General features: G+C 70.7%; 18 protein-coding genes and 1 pseudogene. 12 read left to right on the top strand and 7 right to left on the bottom strand.

Features of this window, described 5'->3' with window-relative positions; all coding sequences use genetic code 11:
* Both AB0310_RS10325 and AB0310_RS10320 read right to left on the bottom strand, forming a co-directional pair.
* Window positions 1–644: pseudogene (locus AB0310_RS10325) on the bottom strand (response regulator).
* Complete coding sequence (locus tag AB0310_RS10320) at window positions 641–1,837, bottom strand: sensor histidine kinase (protein WP_366237173.1); 1,197 nt, start codon at window positions 1,835–1,837, stop codon at window positions 641–643. The pseudogene AB0310_RS10325 and the gene AB0310_RS10320 overlap by 4 nt, the downstream one beginning before the upstream one ends.
* 116 nt (window positions 1,838–1,953) lie before the next feature.
* On the opposite strand from AB0310_RS10320, the gene AB0310_RS10315 reads away from it, so the two are divergent.
* Window positions 1,954–2,805, top strand: coding sequence for a GAP family protein (locus AB0310_RS10315; protein ID WP_366237172.1), 852 nt, complete (start codon window positions 1,954–1,956; stop codon window positions 2,803–2,805).
* A 35-nt stretch (window positions 2,806–2,840) separates the two neighbouring features.
* Entirely contained in the window at window positions 2,841–3,536 is a 696-nt protein-coding gene (gene nucS / locus AB0310_RS10310; RefSeq protein ID WP_060923428.1) for an endonuclease NucS, read from the top strand.
* Window positions 3,537–3,539: 3 nt separating this feature from the next.
* Here nucS and AB0310_RS10305 read toward each other — a convergent pair whose 3' ends face one another.
* Window positions 3,540–3,776, bottom strand: coding sequence for a hypothetical protein (locus tag AB0310_RS10305; protein WP_062637647.1), 237 nt, complete (start codon window positions 3,774–3,776; stop codon window positions 3,540–3,542).
* Window positions 3,777–3,920: 144 nt separating this feature from the next.
* Here AB0310_RS10305 and AB0310_RS10300 point away from each other — a divergent pair, with 144 nt between their 5' ends.
* A complete protein-coding gene (locus tag AB0310_RS10300; protein ID WP_187662826.1) occupies window positions 3,921–4,586 on the top strand; it encodes an HAD hydrolase-like protein in 666 nt (221 codons plus the stop codon).
* A gap of 91 nt (window positions 4,587–4,677) precedes the next feature.
* Here AB0310_RS10300 and AB0310_RS10295 read toward each other — a convergent pair whose 3' ends face one another.
* Window positions 4,678–4,884, bottom strand: a complete 207-nt coding sequence (locus AB0310_RS10295) for a cold-shock protein (RefSeq protein ID WP_017203899.1) — start codon at window positions 4,882–4,884, stop codon at window positions 4,678–4,680.
* A gap of 482 nt (window positions 4,885–5,366) precedes the next feature.
* Here AB0310_RS10295 and AB0310_RS10290 point away from each other — a divergent pair, with 482 nt between their 5' ends.
* The gene (locus AB0310_RS10290; RefSeq protein ID WP_187662825.1) at window positions 5,367–6,188 is read left to right on the top strand and encodes a shikimate 5-dehydrogenase; all 822 of its coding nucleotides are present in this window, start codon (window positions 5,367–5,369) and stop codon (window positions 6,186–6,188) included.
* 15 nt (window positions 6,189–6,203) lie between these two features.
* On the opposite strand, the gene AB0310_RS10285 is transcribed toward AB0310_RS10290, so the two are convergent.
* Window positions 6,204–6,641 carry an SRPBCC family protein gene (locus tag AB0310_RS10285; protein WP_187662824.1) on the bottom strand — a complete coding sequence of 146 codons (438 nt, stop codon included), beginning with the start codon at window positions 6,639–6,641 and terminating at the stop codon, window positions 6,204–6,206.
* A gap of 148 nt (window positions 6,642–6,789) precedes the next feature.
* Between AB0310_RS10285 and AB0310_RS10280 the strand changes: the two genes are divergently transcribed.
* From AB0310_RS10280 to AB0310_RS10265, 4 genes are all read left to right on the top strand, one after another.
* Window positions 6,790–8,118, top strand: a complete 1,329-nt coding sequence (locus AB0310_RS10280; protein ID WP_280568229.1) for a cytochrome P450 — start codon at window positions 6,790–6,792, stop codon at window positions 8,116–8,118.
* A gap of 103 nt (window positions 8,119–8,221) precedes the next feature.
* Window positions 8,222–9,406: a zinc-dependent alcohol dehydrogenase gene (locus AB0310_RS10275; RefSeq protein ID WP_268777599.1), complete on the top strand. Its 1,185-nt coding sequence runs from the start codon at window positions 8,222–8,224 to the stop codon at window positions 9,404–9,406.
* Between the two features lie 70 nt (window positions 9,407–9,476).
* Window positions 9,477–9,722 (top strand): hypothetical protein, encoded by a 246-nt coding sequence (locus AB0310_RS10270; RefSeq protein WP_366237171.1) that lies wholly within the window; start codon window positions 9,477–9,479, stop codon window positions 9,720–9,722.
* The gene (locus tag AB0310_RS10265; RefSeq protein WP_366237170.1) at window positions 9,719–10,696 is read left to right on the top strand and encodes an SRPBCC family protein; all 978 of its coding nucleotides are present in this window, start codon (window positions 9,719–9,721) and stop codon (window positions 10,694–10,696) included. Before AB0310_RS10270 ends, AB0310_RS10265 begins: the two co-directional genes overlap by 4 nt.
* A gap of 8 nt (window positions 10,697–10,704) precedes the next feature.
* Here the strand turns inward: AB0310_RS10265 and AB0310_RS10260 are convergent, their stop codons facing one another.
* Window positions 10,705–11,016, bottom strand: a complete 312-nt coding sequence (locus AB0310_RS10260; RefSeq protein WP_187662820.1) for a hypothetical protein — start codon at window positions 11,014–11,016, stop codon at window positions 10,705–10,707.
* Between the two features lie 149 nt (window positions 11,017–11,165).
* Entirely contained in the window at window positions 11,166–11,300 is a 135-nt protein-coding gene (locus AB0310_RS10255) for a hypothetical protein (protein ID WP_255218720.1), read from the bottom strand.
* Between the two features lie 361 nt (window positions 11,301–11,661).
* On the opposite strand from AB0310_RS10255, the gene AB0310_RS10250 reads away from it, so the two are divergent.
* The 4 genes from AB0310_RS10250 to AB0310_RS10235 are packed head-to-tail and all read left to right on the top strand — an operon-like array spanning window position 11,662 to window position 13,540.
* Window positions 11,662–11,928 (top strand): hypothetical protein, encoded by a 267-nt coding sequence (locus AB0310_RS10250; RefSeq protein ID WP_187662819.1) that lies wholly within the window; start codon window positions 11,662–11,664, stop codon window positions 11,926–11,928.
* Complete coding sequence (locus AB0310_RS10245; RefSeq protein ID WP_366237169.1) at window positions 11,925–12,239, top strand: hypothetical protein; 315 nt, start codon at window positions 11,925–11,927, stop codon at window positions 12,237–12,239. Before AB0310_RS10250 ends, AB0310_RS10245 begins: the two co-directional genes overlap by 4 nt.
* 27 nt (window positions 12,240–12,266) lie before the next feature.
* Window positions 12,267–12,740, top strand: a complete 474-nt coding sequence (locus AB0310_RS10240) for a MarR family winged helix-turn-helix transcriptional regulator (RefSeq protein ID WP_366237168.1) — start codon at window positions 12,267–12,269, stop codon at window positions 12,738–12,740.
* On the top strand, window positions 12,737–13,540 hold the full coding sequence (locus tag AB0310_RS10235) for an SDR family oxidoreductase (protein ID WP_366237167.1): 804 nt from the start codon (window positions 12,737–12,739) through the stop codon (window positions 13,538–13,540). The genes AB0310_RS10240 and AB0310_RS10235 overlap by 4 nt, the downstream gene beginning before the upstream one ends.
* Window positions 13,541–13,659: the final 119 nt, after the last annotated feature.

Raw genomic sequence — 13,659 nt, 5'->3', positions numbered from 1 at the left:
TCAGTCCTCGACACCGCGCACCAACGCGGCCGCGTGTGACCGGCTACGCGCCCCGAGCTTGGTGAGCACGTTCGACACGTGGGTCTTCACGGTCGGCACCGAGATCTTCAGGCGCGCGGCGAGCTGGGCGTTCGACCACCCCTGCAGAATCCCGTCGAGGACGTCCCGCTCCCGCGGCGTCAGTTCCGGGAGCACGAACGTCGTCATCGGCGGCGGCTCCGAGGCGGACGCCGCCACCGCGGCGAGCGCACGCCGGGTGACCCGCGGGTCCAGCGCCCCCTCTCCGGCAGCGACAGCACGCACGCCTGGACGAGGGTCGGCGCGTCGACGGTCTTCAGAAGGAAGCCGACGGCCCCGGCGCGGATCGCCGCGAGCACGAGCTCATCCTCGTCGAAGCTCGTCAGCACGAGGACATCTCCCAGTCCGCGCTCCACGATCTCGCGGGTGGCCGAGACCCCGTCACGTCCCGGCATGCGCAGGTCCATGAGGACCACGTCCGGCCGGAGCGCCGCCGCGTTGCGGACCGCGACCTCCCCGTCGGCCGCCTCGCCCACCACGGCGATGTCGTGCGTCTCCAGCATGATGCGCAGGCCCGCCCTGATCGCGCCGTGGTCGTCGGCGAGCAGCACGGTCGGCGCGGTCATGCCCGCACCTCCACCGGCAGTCGTGCCTCGACCAGCCAGCCGTCGGGCTCCGGTCCGGCCCGGAACGTCCCGCCCAGGGCGGTGATGCGCTCCCGCAGCATCTGCAGCCCCCACCCGTCGCCGCCCTGCCCGGCGGTCGCGGTCGGCGCCCCGCCTCGCGACCGCACCGCGACGCTGGCCGCCCCGTCGGCCGGGCCGATCGTGACCTCGACCACCGCGCCGTTGGCATGGCGGACGCAGTTTCCCAGCGCCTCGCGCACCACCCGCACCACCGCCTGCTCCCCGCCCCCGCCGAGCGCGCCCGGATCGTCGACGGCGAGCCGCACGTCCAGCCCCGAGCGCCGGGCCTCGGCGGCGAGGCGGTCGAGGTCGCCCCACCCCGGCGTCGGAGCGAGCGCGCCGTCGCCGCGGCGCAGCACCCCGATCATCGTGCGCAGGGCTCCGTGCGCGTCCAGCCCGGCATCCCGCACGTCCTGCAGCGCGGCACGGTCGTCCGACCGGTCCGGCGGAGCAGCGAGCGCCGCCTCGGCCCGGATGGCCATCGCCATCACGTGCCCCGCCACCACGTCGTGCAACTCCCTGGCCATGGTCTCCCGCTCGCGCTGCACCGCCTGCACCCGGTCTCTGGCGGCGGTCGCCGCGGCGTCTTCCGCCCGCTGACGGTGCAGCTCGGCCAGCTCATGCGCCTGCGACACCGCCACCGCCCACCAGTAGTCGGTGCCGAAGATCGCTCCGAACTGCACGCCGAACAGCAGCGCGACCGGTGGTTCTGCCCCCGAGAAGAGCAGGGCGGCGAGGAAGAGCGCGATGGTCGCCGTGCCCAGCAGCACCAGCAGCACGCGGCGCCCACGCGGGCCGGCGAGGAAGGCCGCCGTCCACAGCACGTCCAGCAGCACCACCAGCGTCCCGACGCCGCCGACGGTGACAAGGTCGGTGACGAAGAGCACGGTGACGAGGGCCAGCACGGTCCACGGGTGCCGACGCTTGCCGAGGGCCAGAGCGCAGGCGGGGATGGCGAGCACCAGCGCCCACCACGGCGAGACGTCCTCGGGCAGCAGCGAGAAGGGCCCCCAGATCCCGTGGAACCCGAGAGCAGCCATGATCGTCGCGAGGACGGCCATGCCGACGGGGTCCACCCACCATCGGTGCCGCCGGTACCAGGCGGCGGGCCCTCCGTCGGCCGGATCGTGCATGCCCTCATGCAACCACGGCCCGCACTCCGTCGCATCCGACCAAAGGATGAGGGGGTCTGAACGACCCCCGACTTTCGCCCGATCCGCGTTCGCCCAGAGGCCGGGATCGTAAAGGCATGGAACTCTTCGGTGGGCTGCCGCTGCCCCTCTCCCTCGCCGTGCTCGCGCTCATCGACGGTCTGAGCGTCGGGACACTGCTCATCCCGGTCTTCCTGCTGCTGCACCCCGGGCGTGTGCGCGCCGGGCGGATCCTCCTCTATCTCGCGACGATCGCCGTGTTCTATCTCGTGGTCGGACTCCTCTTCCTATGGGGGCTGGTGAACCTCGTCGACGTCGCCTCCGACTTCCTGAGCTCCCCGGCGGGAATGATCACCCGCCTCGTCGTCGGCGCCGCCCTCCTCGTCACGGCGTTCGTGATGCCGACGAAGCCCGCCGAAGCAGCGCCGGGCGGGGCGCCCACGGCCACCGTCGCGCCGCCGGATCCCGGCATGCCGGGCAGAGACCCCGTGTCGGCATCGGGCGCGCAGATGCAACCTCCCGCTCCGTCCGCCGCCACCGCGACGGCCGCGCCCCGGCCCGGACGGATCACCCGCTGGCGGGAACGACTGCTCGACCCGAAGACCCGCGGGTTCGCGGTCATGGCCGTCGCCATCGCCGCCGGCCTCGTGGAGGTCGCGACGATGCTGCCCTACATCGTGGCGATGACGATGCTGGCGGACGCCGGCGTCGACACCTCGCTGCGGATCCTGTCCCTGGCCGGATACTGTGCGCTCACGATCGCCCCGGCCGTCGTGCTCCTCGTGCTGCGACTGGTGGCGGCCCCGCTCGTGCAGCGGCCGCTGGAGCGCTTCGCCGCCTGGATGGAGCGGACGGGCGCGGAGAACACCGCCTGGATCATCGGCATCATCGGCTTCCTCATCGCCCGGTCGGCCGCCACCGAGCTCGGGCTCTTCGGCGCGATCTTCTGACCGCGACCACGGCGACGACGAAGTAGGCTCGTCGGGTGCGTCTCGTCATCGCCCGCTGCTCGGTCGACTACACCGGTCGGCTCAACGCCCATCTTCCGCTCGCCACCCGCCTGCTCGTGCACAAGGGTGACGGGAGTCTGCTCGTGCACTCCGACGGCGGCAGCTACAAGCCGCTGAACTGGATGAGCCCGCCGTGCGTGCTCGCGACCGAGGAACCGGGCGAGGAGGAGGCCGGCGCCGGCGTCGTCGAGGTGTGGCGCGTGACCCACAAGAAGACCGGCGATGCCCTCCGCGTGCAGATCTACGAGGTCATCCACGACTCCAGCCACGAGCTCGGGATCGACCCCGGGCTGCAGAAGGACGGCGTCGAGGCGGACCTGCAGCGCCTGCTCGCGGAGCAGGTGGACCGCGTCGCCGAGGGTGCCACCCTGGTGCGTCGCGAGTACCCCACGGCCATCGGCCCGGTCGACCTGCTGGTGCGCGACGCCGACGGCGTGGCGATCGCGGTCGAGGTCAAGCGCCGCGGCGACATCGACGGCGTCGAGCAGCTCACCCGCTACCTCGAGCTCCTGGGTCGCGACCCCCACCTCGCCCCGGTGCAGGGCGTGTTCGCCGCCCAGGAGATCAAGCCGCAGGCCCGCGTCCTCGCCGAGGATCGCGGCATCCGCTGCCTCGTGCTCGACTACGACGACATGAAGGGCATCGAGTCGGGCATCCCCCGCCTCTTCTGATCCTCAGCGCGTCGAGACCAGGCGCGGCTGCGGACCCTCGAGCCGCGCGATCGCAATCTTCACCTCGGTGAGCTCGTGCTCGATCCGGTCGAACTTCGCGTCCTGGATCGCGAACCTCGCGTCAATCGCGGCGAACCGCGTGTCCATCCGACCGATCATCCAGCCGAATCCGCTGATGATCGCGACGAGAGTCGTCGCGGCCGTCGCCAGCATCGTGATGACTTCCACCGACACGTACATGCCCCCATTCTCACCCGTGATCCCGCCGCTGTCACGACTATAGGTCGACGTGAAGGGTGTTCACGTGTTCGGTGGATAAACCCGTTTCGTGCACACCTGTGCAGGACGGGCGGGCACCCGTTCGCGGGACCCTAGGCTGGAGGCATGCCCTCTTCGCCTTACTCGTGTGTGCTGTGGGACGTCGACGGGACCATCGTCGACGCCTCGGTCGGGATCCTGCGTCGCCTGAACATCGCCCTGACACACTTCGGCCACCCGGCGCCGACGCGGGAAGAGCTCGTGCACTGGATCGGTCCTCCCATGTTCCAGTCCTTCCAGGACCAGGCGGGGATGACGCCGGAGCAGTCGGCCGAGGCCGTGGCGTTCTACCGCACCCTCGGCAAGGCCGACGGGTACACGACCGACGTGCAGACGTATCCGGGCGTCGCCGAGCTGATCCACGACCTGCACGCGGCGGGTGTCCCCCAGGCGACGGCGAGCTCGAAGCCCGAGAACCAGGTCGACGCCCTGGTCGATCACTTCGGACTCCGGCCGTCGTTCCTCACGACCGTGGGCGCCACGCCGGACGAGGCCACGCTCGCCTCCAAGACCGACATCGTCGCCGAGGCGCTGCGACGGCTGCGCGAACTCGGCGCCGACACCTCCCGCCCGGTCCTCGTCGGCGACCGGCATCATGACGTCGAGGGCGGTCTCGCCAACGGCGTGCCCGTGATCTTCGTGGGCTGGGGATTCAGCGACCCGCACGAGGGCGACGACGCGGCGTTCCGCGTCGCGACCGTCGACGAGCTGCGCGCACTCCTCCTGCCCTGACCGGCCCGAGGCCGCCAGGGAAGACGAAACTCCCCGCCGGGTCAGCGCCTGCGCGTGATTCCGACGGGGAGTTCCCGGTGTTGCTTCCGCCTCAGACGGGGCGGATGTTCTCTGCCTGCAGGCCCTTGGGGCCCTGCGCCACATCGAACTCGACCCGCTGGTTCTCTTCGAGAGAGCGGTAGCCGGATGACTGGATGGCGGAGTAGTGCGCGAAGACGTCAGCGCCTCCGTCGTCGGGGGAGATGAAGCCGAAGCCCTTCTCCGAGTTGAACCACTTGACCGTGCCCTGGGTGCTCATGTACTGCCTGTTCTGCTGATGTAGAAGCCGACGCAGGGGTGCACCGACATCGCTAACGCTAGTGGAGGGGACCCCCAGCGGAATAGTCGTTGCGAGAAGGTAATCCAAATGTTGCATGAGCGGACGCGCCCGGAAAATGGTGTGGGCCCTCACCGCGGGGGGAGCGATGAGGGCCGAAGACGACCGGAGGGTGCGTCAGAAACAGCCTAACCCCTCCACGCGCTTCTTGTCCCCCTTTTGGGGGACAAATCTGAAAAATCTTCGTGGCGACCGGCCGGAGAGCGGCCCTCTCGAGGAGTTCATTGGGGACTGAACTACTCGAGAGGGCCCAATCGCATGCACGGATCGTCCGGCCCGTGGGGAGGGCCTCCGCCTCCTGGGGAGAGGCGTAGACGATCGATCCCCTTGCATGCACTTTCACCCTAGGGGAGGACGCGATCTCCCGCCATGGACCTTGACAGACGCAGGGGTAGCCTGAATCGGTGACCATGCTGAACAAGGACATGACGCTCTGCATCTCGCTGTCGGCACGGCCGAGCAACAACGGCACGCGCTTCCACAACCATCTGTACGAAGCCCTCGGTCTGAACTGGATCTACAAGGCCTTCGCTCCGACCGATCTGAGGCAGGCGATCGAGGGGGTGCGCGGCCTCGGCATCCGCGGGTGCGCCATCTCGATGCCCTACAAAGAGGACGTCATCGCCCTCGTCGACCGCATGGACCCCTCAGCGCAGGCCATCGATTCCGTCAACACGATCGTGAACGATGACGGCGTGCTCACGGCCCACAACACCGACTACTCGGCGATCGCGCAGCTGATCGCGGAGAACGACCTCGACCCCGCGTCCTCGGTCCTCCTCCTCGGCTCGGGCGGCATGGCGAAGGCGACGGCGGCCGCGTTCCGCGATGCCGGCTTCACGGACGTGACCATCGTCGCCCGGAACGCATCCGCGGGCCGTGCCCTCGCCGAGCTGTACGGCTTCGCCTGGCGCGCGGAGGCCGGAGACACCACCGCCGACGTGATCGTGAACGTCACCCCGATCGGCATGGCCGGGGGTGCGGAGGCGGACGCACTCGCCTTCCCCGAGTCCACGGTGGACGCCGCTGGAGTCGTGTTCGACGTCGTCGCCCTGCCCGCCGAGACCCCGCTCATCGCCGCCGGTCGGGCCGCGGGCAAGACGGTGATCACGGGCGCCGAGGTCGCGACGCGACAGGCGCTCGAGCAGTTCGTCCTCTACACCGGGATCCGTCCGTCCGCAGAGCAGGTGCGCGCCGCCGAGGAGTTCATGCGGGCGGGAGCGTGAGGCGATGAGCCCGGGTCAGGACGCGCGACCCTCGGCCAGGTAGCCGAGGCGGTGCAGCGTCTCGGCGTTCCGCCAGCGGAGCATCGGCGTCGTCAGGAACCGGGGCACCATCGTCGCCGGGCCCTTCACCGGCTCCTCATCGATGCGCACCTGGCATCCGGTCGGAGTCGACCGCGCGCGGATCGTCACCTGCGCCTCGCCGACCGGCCAGCCGCGTGCCCGCATCACGGCGCGGTGCGGAGGGTGCCACTCGACCAGCTCCGTCGTGTCGTCGAGGAGCGCGGGCCACGTGCCGACCGAATGGTGCAGCTGGGCCCCGGCCGCCGGCCAGGAGTCGTCCACGTCACGCATGCGGGACGCGCCGACCACCCACGCGGGGTAGAGCCAGCCGTTCGCCAGCACGCGGAACACGTCATGAGTGGTGCACGTCAGGTCGCGGGTGTTGGTGGCCATGGTTCCTCCGTTCCCTGCCATCCTGGGTGCTTCGAGCGTCGGTCGGACAGGTGCTTGACATCGGCGGCACCGACAGCCCGGCTAGCACAATCGATCCGAAGTCGCCTCCCCCTTGGGCCCCCTCGCGGCCACGTGACAGGGTCGGATCATGCTTCAGCGACTGACTTCCCGACTGTCCGACGGCCTCGACGCGGTCCTGCAGGAGGACTCGCCGTCGCTGCTCACCCGGGGCTACGACTTCGGCGAGCGCATCTGGCGCCGAGCCCGCCCCGGCGCCCGCTCCGCCCCGATGCGCCTCCTCGGGCACCCCGCCGCCTTCGTCCGCGGAGCCGAGGGGGTGGAGCTGTTCTACGACGAGAGCCGCATCGCCCGCGCCGGCGCCATGCCGGGGGTCATCCGCGAACCGCTCTTCGGGCACGGCTCGGTGCACGCGCTCGACGGCGCGGCGCACCGCCACCGCAAAGCCACCTTCGTGGAGGCCGCGTACGAGGATGCCCAGGTCGAGCGGCTCACGCCCTTCCTCGAACGGGAGTGGGCGGCGGAGCTCGAGGACTGGCGCGCCGGCGGCACCCGGACCGCGTACGACGCCGCCGTCGGTGCGTTCGGTCGCGCCATGATGCGGTGGGCGGGATTGCCCGGCACGGCCGCGGCGCACACCCGATGGGCAGCCCGACTCGCGCAGATCGTCGACGGATTCGGTGCTCCCTACTCCCCCGCCTATGTCGAGGCCTTCGCGAACCGCATCTTCTCCGACCGCCATGCGCGACGCCTCATCGAAGCCGTCCGCGCCGGCGATCTGTCGGCCCCCGAGGGCACGGCACTCGCCCTGTGGGCCGCGCACCGCGACGAGACCGGGGCGCTCCTGCCCACCCAGGTCGCCGGCGTGGAGCTGCAGAACAGCATCCGCCCGATGATCGCCGCCGCGCGGTTCGTGGCTTTCGCCGCGAAGCAGTTGCACGATCACCCCGAATGGCGCACTCGGATCGCCGCCGAGACCTCCGAGCGCGGGGCCCTGGTGGGGGGGACCCTGGCGACGATGTTCGCGCAGGAGGTGCGGCGGACGGGGCTGTTCGTGCCGATGCTGCCTGGTCGCACCACCACCGAGGTCGAGATCGAGGGGGTGACCGTCCCGGAGGGTGGCCGGGTCGTGCTCGACATCCTCGGCACGAACACGGATGGGCGGTCGTGGTCCCACCCGGAGCGCTTCGCCCCCGAGCGCTTCACCGACGTGGACGACTACGAGGACCTCGTGACCTTCGTCCCGCAGGGCGGGGGCGACGTCGCCACCGGACACCGCTGCCCCGGGGAGAAGCTCGTCATCGCCGGCCTCTCCGCCGCCGTCGCGGTGCTGAGCGACCCGGAGCTGACGGTGCTCGACGAGGGACTCGACGTGAACCGTCGCCGCCTTCCCACCAGGCCCTCCTCGGGTGGGCGGGTGCGTGCCGCCGGTTCCGGGCGCGGCTGCCCGTTCCACTGAGTCCTGGGATCGCACGTCGTCCACGACCTGTCAACCGGGTGGCCATGCTGCCGCTCGCCCGAGAGCGTGGAGGGACGACGGACATCGAGACGTGGAGGACATGATGAAGGCACTCACCTGGCAGGGCAAGCGGAACGTGACGGTGGAGGAGGTCGCCGACCCGGTCATCCAGCAGCCGGCGGACGCCATCGTCCGGATCACCTCGTCGGCCATCTGCGGATCCGACCTGCACCTCTACGAACTGCTGGGCCCGTTCCTCGACCGCGGGGACATCCTCGGGCACGAGCCCATGGGCGTCGTGGTGGAGGTCGGCGCGAACGTCACGAAGCTGAAGCCCGGCGACCGCGTCGTGATCCCGTTCAACATCTCGTGCGGGGTGTGCTTCTTCTGCCTCCGCGGGCTGCAGTCCCAGTGCGAGACGACCCAGGTGCGCAAGTACGGCAGCGGCGCGGCACTCTTCGGCTACACCAAGCTCTACGGCCAGGTCCCCGGCGGGCAGGCCGAGTACCTCCGCGTGCCGCTGGCCGACTACAACCACATCCCGGTCGGGCCGGACCTGCCGGATGAGCGCTACCTCTTCCTCAGCGACATCCTGCCGACCGCATGGCAGGGCGTGGAGTACGCGCAGCTTCCCGAAGGCGGGACGCTCGCGGTGATGGGACTCGGCCCCGTCGGGCAGTTCGTCAGCCGGATCGCCCGGCACCGCGGCCACCGCGTCATCGCGGTCGAGCCGGTGGCGGAGCGGCGCGCGATGGCGGAGCGGCACGGCATCGAGACGCTCGACCTCACGGACACGGCCGTCGAGGAGATCCGCGATGCCACCGAGGGTCGTGGCGCCGACGCGGTCGTGGATGCGGTGGGCCTGGAGGCACACGGCAACAGCGGCGTGGAGTTCCTGCAGAAGGCGGTCGGACTGTTGCCCGATCCCGCGGCACGGCAGATGCTCGACAAGGCCGGGATCGATCGTCTCGCCGCCGTGTACGCCTCGATCGATGCCGTCCGTCGTGGGGGCACGGTCTCGCTGAGCGGTGTGTACGCGGGCGACGCCGACATCCTGCCCATGAAGACCCTGTTCGACAAGCAGATCAGCATGCGCATGGGACAGTGCAACGTGAAAAATTGGATCGACGACATCCTCCCGCTCGTGGAGGACCCGTCCGACCCGCTCGGCGTGATGGATCTGACGACGCACCACGCGGCCCTGGAAGACGCCCCGGACCTGTACCGGACGTTCCAGGAGAAGAAGGACGGCTGCATCAAGGTCGTGCTGCACCCCTCCGCCGCCTGACGGGGTCGTCGCGGGGCTCCAGAAGCAACCCGGGTTGACAGCGTCGCTGCCAGCAACCTAGGTTGACATCATGGAGTCCCTCGACATCGCCCGCGCCGCCGCGGACACGACCGATCCCCGTGCCGGGCTGCGCGCGGTGGCCTCGTTGCGGACGCTCGCCGACGCTCTCGAACTGCGCCAGGTGGAGGCCGGGCTCCGCGCCGGGATGAGCTGGCAGGCCGTCGCCGACGCCCTCGGGGTCACGCGGCAGGCCGTGCACAAGAAGCACAGTCGTCGCATCGATCCGATGATCCCGGTTCCGCGGCGGAACGCATGAGCCGGTTCACGCAGGCCGCTGCGACCATGCACACCCTCTCGCTCGCGGCGATGGAGGAGGCGTCACGCCTGGGTGTCCGCGATGCCGACATCGATCACCTGCTGCTCGCGCTCACGCTCGATGCCGACACCGGCGGACAGGTCCTGCGGCGTGCGGGCGTCGATCTCGACGCCACCCGGACGGCGGTCGAGGCGCAGCACGCCGGACAGCTCCAGGCCGTGGGCGTGGACGCCCCTTCGATCGGCCCCGGTCGCATCGTCTTCCACGAGACCGAGGGCTACGACTGGACGGACCGCGCCCTCGCGGTGCTCCGCGCCGCCACAGGGGGCGGCCGACAGGGCGACTCGGCCGCCGTGCTCCGCGCCCTTCTCGAGGAGCCCAGCGGCCTGATCACCGCCATCCTCGACCGGCTCGCCGTGACGGCGGACGACATCACGGTGCGACTGGATGAGGTCGAAGCCGCAGCCCGCCCGCTGCAGCGACGGCGGGAGATCTCCGGGATCTCCGGGTCACGCTCGATGTTCATCCCGGCGGCCATGACGGATGTCTGGACACTGCTCTCGACCGCCGACCGTCTCCCGGATTGGGATCAGAGCGTCGCCACCATCCTCCCGGGACCCGAGGACGGTCCCTGGGAGGCGTTCGCCCCCACGACGGCCCCCGACGGACGACCACTCCGGCGCAAGCCGGCATTCCATCGCCTCCGGGTGACCCGTTCGGCGCCGGAGGATCCCACACACGTGGCCTGGCGATTCGAGCATCCCGACGCCCCGAGCGCGAACCCGCGCCTCCTCACCCTCGCGCTCGAACCGGCGGCGGGCGGCACACAGCTCCGGGCGACGCTGACATGGGAGACCAGGCCACGCGGGCCGATCCGGCGAGCGCTACGGTCGCCCTTCGCGCCCCTCCTGCGCGGGCTCGTGTTCATCCACCTCGTGCAGGTCGAGAGCGGAATCAGTCGGGTCTTCCGCTGATCGGTCGCTCAGCCCTCTTCATGCCGCGGACCGACGCCGGGCTCCTTGCTGTGGGTCGACTCGTAGGCGGGCTCCGGTGGATTCTTCGACGCAGGGTCCACGCGGGCCGCGTTCCCCGCGCCGGCGTCGGCTCCGGCCCCGCCGGCCGGCACGTCCTGAAGAGCGTCCGGATCGTCGCCTCCGCGCTCGGCGAGGTGTGCCGCGATGCCTTCTCGCGAAGGCTCCTCATCGGACTCGACGACGTCCTCCTCCTCGGGTCGCAGAGGCTCCTCCGGCTGCAGCGGCTCATCCGGGTACATGAAGGCTTCCGGGTTCGACATGACGCGCTCCTCTCGTGACGGAGACTCCAGCGTGCGTCGGATCGGCGCTCAGGACAGGCCCGTTGACACAGCGGCGGCACCCCGGTAGCCCCTCGCCCGGGTACCGGCGGGTGCCACAATCGAGCGCCGCACCCGCCGGGCCGGAGTCCTCAGCTCTTCGCGCCCTTGCGAGGCTTGAGGAACTCGTCCGGGGCGTTCTTCGCGCGCTTCGCCGCCCGCTTCTCCTTGAGAGAGAGCTGCGGCGCCTTCTTTCCGGCGCGACCCGGTGTGGACTTTCCTGACATGGCGCTTCCCCTTTGTGACTGGCTGGCGTAACCCCCGACCATACCCGGAAGCACAGGGAAGTCAAATTTCCCGCTGAACGGGAGAAAAACGCCTGAGCGAATCGCTCTGCAACCCTGTACGGAACCGTGATCGTCTCTCACTTCTTTTGAATGACTCAAAATAACGTGGTACGGTCGGAGGACAGCAACCGGTCAGGCAGACCGCTCCGCACGCCACTCAGAGGGCCGCCTGCGGAGGCGCGCCGCCGCAGCCCGTGCGCCGGAGTCGGGGAGAGCACCCCCCGCGGTCCGACGTGCGCAGCGCGAGGGACACACGTCCCTCGGCGCGAGCCTGCCCATCCGCCCCGAGAGAGGAATCCCCATGCCAGAGACACGACCCACCGACCATCGCCGCACGGGGTTCACCTCGATGCCGCATTCCTTGGGTCGCGGCGGCCGCGAGGACATCGTCTGGGAGGCGCTCGAGCGGGTGGACGGGAAGCCCGCGCCCGCGATCGGCGTCATGCAGGCGGCGATGGGCACGGAGGCGCAGATCCGCCTGACCCAGGACGTGATCCGCGCCTACCTCGATGCGCAGGGCGTCCGCGACACCCGCGAGTGGGCGGCACGCCGAGGCGGTGTCGCATGAGGCGTCGACTCCGCTCCGACGTCCGGGAGCACTCCGACACCGTCCTCCGCCTGCAGCCGGCAGAGCTCCACGAGACCGCACCCTTCGCACCCGGCGACGACCGCTTCGTCGCCGAACTCGCCTCCCCCGGCCTCGGGGCGTGCTCATTCGTCCTCGGTCCGCAGGGCACACCTCCGCCCGCGTGGATCGTGCTCGATTATGCCGACGGGGAGCAGCGCCGGTGGCGGCGTGCGCGGCGGGCAGGCGATCGGCATTTCTTCACCCTCGCGGAGGACACCGCGAGCGCGGGATACATCACAACTGTTGCCTGAGGCAACTTTGAGGCGTACCCTGGACACATGACCACCGGCGAAGACGTCGCCGGCATCCACCTGGCCCTCGTCCGCGTGGTGTCGGAATGGAGTGAGAGCGATCTGCAACGCCAGGTCGCCGACGCCGTCGACGTCGCCCTCGATCCGTCCGCCATCCGCGCGCTCTACCTGCTCGGGATGAACGGCGGTGCGATGGGCTTCGGCGACCTGGCCGCGCACGCGACACTGTCGCGGCCGACCACGTCGAAGCTCGTCGCCCGCATGGCGACGCAGGGCGTCGTCGACCCCGTGCGCTCGGGACGCACGGTCGAGGTGCGGCTGACGGACGCGGGCCGGACGGCCTATGCGCGCCTGGTCGAGGCCGGCCATCGCATGGTCGGCGATGCGGTCGCAGGCTGGTCACCGGACGAGATCGACGGATTCCGCCGCCAGCTCGGCCGCTTCGTCACCGCACTGTCCGGCACGCCGCCGGTCGTGTCCATCAAGGAGGAAACCCCATGACCCGCACCTATGTCGTCACCGGATCCGCATCCGGCATCGGCGCCGCCACCGCCGAGCTGCTCCGCTCTCAGGGCCACACCGTCATCGGCGTCGACCTCGCCGGCGTCGAGGTCGACGGAGATCTGTCCACCCACGAGGGGCGTCTGGCCGCGGCGAGCGCCGTGGTCGAGGCGGCCGACGACGGGATCGACGCCGTCATCGCCTGCGCCGGCATCTCGGCTCCGATCTCGAAGACGATGTCCATCAACTTCTTCGGCGTGACCGAGTTCCTGACCGCGCTGCAGCCCACGCTGAGCCTGGCCGATGCGCCGCGCGCCGCCGTGGTGTCGTCGATGGCCTCGCTGCAGCCGGTGTCGCCCGAGCTCGTCGACGTGGCCCTCGCCGGCGACGAGGCGCGCGCGATCGAGATCGGCGACCGCCTGGCCGCGACGCCCGAGGCCGGGTTCCTCAACTACTCGTCCAGCAAGCGCGCCCTGTCGCGGTGGGTCCGTCGCGAGAGCATCACCCCGGCGTGGGCGGGAGCGGGCATCCCGCTGAACGCCGTCGCCCCCGGCACCGTCATCACGGCGATGACCGCGGGCCTGCTCGACTCGCCCGAAGGTCTGGCCATGGTGGACGCCGCCGTGCCGATGCCCCTGAACTACCACCAGCCGGCGTCCTCCATCGCCGAGCTCCTCGTCTGGCTCACCAGCCCGGTCAACACCCACATGGCGGGTCAGACGATCTACTGCGACGGCGGAGCCGACGCCGTCCTGCGCGGCGACGACATCTGGTCCTGGAACGACGCCCCCCAGAGCTGAGACCTGCACTGCTCAGCCGCTGTTCCGGGAGCGCGGGTATCCTGAGGGTGTCTCCGGCACCCGGAGCAGCGGACGAGGGAGCAGTACCCGCACACGACGACTGACTCATGAAGGAGTCC

The sequence above is a fragment of the Microbacterium meiriae genome (assembly GCF_040702565.1).
Lineage (GTDB): Bacteria > Actinomycetota > Actinomycetes > Actinomycetales > Microbacteriaceae > Microbacterium > Microbacterium meiriae.
Note: the sequence above shows the minus strand (reverse complement) of the source record. Positions and strands in the feature narration are given on the sequence as shown.

Excerpts from the sequence above, each read along its gene's own strand:
- AB0310_RS10320 (WP_366237173.1), bottom strand. The coding sequence starts at position 1,837 with ATGCACGATCCGGCCGACGGAGGGCCCGCCGCCTGGTACCGGCGGCAC.
- AB0310_RS10315 (WP_366237172.1), top strand. The coding sequence starts at position 1,954 with ATGGAACTCTTCGGTGGGCTGCCGCTGCCCCTCTCCCTCGCCGTGCTC.
- AB0310_RS10305 (WP_062637647.1), bottom strand. The coding sequence starts at position 3,776 with ATGTACGTGTCGGTGGAAGTCATCACGATGCTGGCGACGGCCGCGACG.
- AB0310_RS10300 (WP_187662826.1), top strand. The coding sequence starts at position 3,921 with ATGCCCTCTTCGCCTTACTCGTGTGTGCTGTGGGACGTCGACGGGACC.
- AB0310_RS10295 (WP_017203899.1), bottom strand. The coding sequence starts at position 4,884 with ATGAGCACCCAGGGCACGGTCAAGTGGTTCAACTCGGAGAAGGGCTTC.
- AB0310_RS10285 (WP_187662824.1), bottom strand. The coding sequence starts at position 6,641 with ATGGCCACCAACACCCGCGACCTGACGTGCACCACTCATGACGTGTTC.
- AB0310_RS10280 (WP_280568229.1), top strand. The coding sequence starts at position 6,790 with ATGCTTCAGCGACTGACTTCCCGACTGTCCGACGGCCTCGACGCGGTC.
- AB0310_RS10275 (WP_268777599.1), top strand. The coding sequence starts at position 8,222 with ATGAAGGCACTCACCTGGCAGGGCAAGCGGAACGTGACGGTGGAGGAG.
- AB0310_RS10270 (WP_366237171.1), top strand. The coding sequence starts at position 9,477 with ATGGAGTCCCTCGACATCGCCCGCGCCGCCGCGGACACGACCGATCCC.
- AB0310_RS10265 (WP_366237170.1), top strand. The coding sequence starts at position 9,719 with ATGAGCCGGTTCACGCAGGCCGCTGCGACCATGCACACCCTCTCGCTC.
- AB0310_RS10260 (WP_187662820.1), bottom strand. The coding sequence starts at position 11,016 with ATGTCGAACCCGGAAGCCTTCATGTACCCGGATGAGCCGCTGCAGCCG.
- AB0310_RS10255 (WP_255218720.1), bottom strand. The coding sequence starts at position 11,300 with ATGTCAGGAAAGTCCACACCGGGTCGCGCCGGAAAGAAGGCGCCGCAG.
- AB0310_RS10250 (WP_187662819.1), top strand. The coding sequence starts at position 11,662 with ATGCCAGAGACACGACCCACCGACCATCGCCGCACGGGGTTCACCTCG.
- AB0310_RS10245 (WP_366237169.1), top strand. The coding sequence starts at position 11,925 with ATGAGGCGTCGACTCCGCTCCGACGTCCGGGAGCACTCCGACACCGTC.
- AB0310_RS10240 (WP_366237168.1), top strand. The coding sequence starts at position 12,267 with ATGACCACCGGCGAAGACGTCGCCGGCATCCACCTGGCCCTCGTCCGC.
- AB0310_RS10235 (WP_366237167.1), top strand. The coding sequence starts at position 12,737 with ATGACCCGCACCTATGTCGTCACCGGATCCGCATCCGGCATCGGCGCC.